The sequence below is a fragment of the Nocardia farcinica genome, from assembly GCF_029867845.1.
GTDB lineage: Bacteria > Actinomycetota > Actinomycetes > Mycobacteriales > Mycobacteriaceae > Nocardia > Nocardia farcinica_A.
The window spans coordinates 1-1,774 of record NZ_JARWRU010001327.1 but is presented as its reverse complement, the minus strand read 5'-3'; the positions used below and the strand labels follow the sequence as shown (position 1 = coordinate 1,774).

The following is a 1,774-nucleotide window of genomic DNA, read 5'->3' as shown; positions in this document are numbered from 1 at the left end:
CGGCTCGGGCAAGTCGACCCTGCTGCGGATCATCGGCGGGCTGGAGACGGCCGACCGCGGATCGGTCGTCACCCAGGCCCAGCCGACCTTCGTCTTCCAGGAGGCCAGGCTCATCCCGTGGTTGCCGGTTGTGCGCAATGTGGCGCTCGGCCGCCCGCGCCCGCGCAACCGCCGCCGCGACGAGCCGATCGCCCGCGAGCTGCTCGGGGAGGTGGGGTTGCGCGAACGCGCCGACGCCTGGCCGCTGACCCTCTCCGGCGGCGAGGCGCAGCGGGTGGCGCTGGCCAGGGCCCTGGTCGCCCACCCCGAGCTGCTGCTGCTCGACGAGCCCTTCGGCGCGCTCGACGCTCTGACCAGGCTGTCCATGCACGAGCTGCTGCTGCGGCTGCACGCCGAGCACGGATTCGGCGTGCTGCTGGTGACCCACGACGTCACCGAGGCGGTCACCCTCGCCGACCGGGTGCTCGTGCTGGCCGACGGCCGCATCGCCGAGCAGGTGCGAGTGGACCTGCCCCGGCCGCGCTCGCACGCCGATCCCGCCGCGGCGGGCCACATCACCCGCCTGCTGACGCTGCTCGGCGTCGGCGTCTGAATGCCCCCGATCGACCTCCCCGATCGACGAGTAGGAAAGCAGTTCCCGTGAAACGATTCTCGATGGCCCGGTTCGCCGGTGTGGCCGTGATGGTGGCGGCCCTGTTCGCCAGTTCGGCCTGCGGTGACGACGGCGAGCCCGTGGCGGCCGACGGCCCGGTGGATCTCAGCACGGTCACCCTGAAAGTCGGTGACCAGAAGGCGATCTCGATCGAGGTGCTGATGCAGGCCTCCGGTCAGCTGGAGAACCTGCCCTACCGGATCGAGTTCTCCACCTTCACCGCGGGCCCGCCGATGGTGGAGGCCGCGGGCGCCGGCGGCATCGACATCGCCCAGACCGGCAACACCCCGGTGATCTTCGGCGCGGCCGCCGACGCCGACATCAAGATCATCGGCGCACTGGCCGCGACCGGCAAGGGTGATGCCCTGCTGGTCGGCAAGGACTCCCCGATCACCGCGGTCGCCGATCTGAAGGGCAAGAAGATCGCGGTCACCAAGGGCAGCTCGGCCAACGCCAACCTGCTGCTGCAACTGCAGAAGGCGGGGCTCGGCCTCGGTGACGTGGAGCCGGTCTACCTCGCGCCCGCCGACGGCTACGCTGCCCTGACCCGCGGTGACGTGGACGCCTGGGCGGTGTGGGATCCCTACACCGCGATCGCCGAGGACGAGGTCGGGGCGAAGGTCGTCGCCACCGCCGATCAGGCCGCCAACGGCTACAACTTCTGGCTGGCCTCCGAACAGGCCCTCGCCGATCCCGGCCGGGTGGCCGCCATCGCCGACTTCCTGGAGCGCTACGCGGCGGCCACCGCGTGGTCGTCGCAGAACCTGGACCTGTGGTCCACCCGGTACGCCGAGCTGACCTCGATCCCGGTCGAGGCCTCGCGCATAACCTGGACCCGCTCCATCAAGGAGCCGATCGCGCTCGACGACGCGGTGATCGCCTCCGAGCAGGAGATCACCGACGCCTTCACCGAGGCGGGCGCGATCCCCGGCGCGGTGAGTTTCGCCGACTACGTCGACACCAGGTTCGGATCCCAGTAGGCCGCGTCCGCGCCACGATCCGCCGGGGGGGGGGGGGGGGGGGCGCGCGCCCCGCCCGGGGGGGGGGGGGGCGGGGGCGGCCCGCCCCCCCCCCCCCCGGCCCGCGCCCCCCCCCCCGGCGCGGGGGGGGGCGGGGGGGGGG

General features: G+C 73.2%; 2 protein-coding genes. Both read left to right on the top strand.

Going from position 1 to position 1,774, the window contains the following annotated elements; genetic code table 11:
- On the top strand, positions 1-592 hold a 592-nt coding region (locus QH283_RS29720), incomplete at its 5' end, for an ABC transporter ATP-binding protein (RefSeq protein WP_280506226.1).
- Between the two features lie 62 nt (positions 593-654).
- Positions 655-1,632, top strand: a complete 978-nt coding sequence (locus QH283_RS29715) for an ABC transporter substrate-binding protein (RefSeq protein ID WP_432420809.1) — start codon at positions 655-657, stop codon at positions 1,630-1,632.
- The last annotated feature ends 142 nt before the right edge of the window (positions 1,633-1,774 follow it).

What these genes read in the sequence shown, in the direction of transcription:
- QH283_RS29715 (WP_432420809.1), top strand. Translation starts at nt 655, where the DNA reads ATGGCCCGGTTCGCCGGTGTGGCCGTGATGGTGGCGGCCCTGTTCGCC.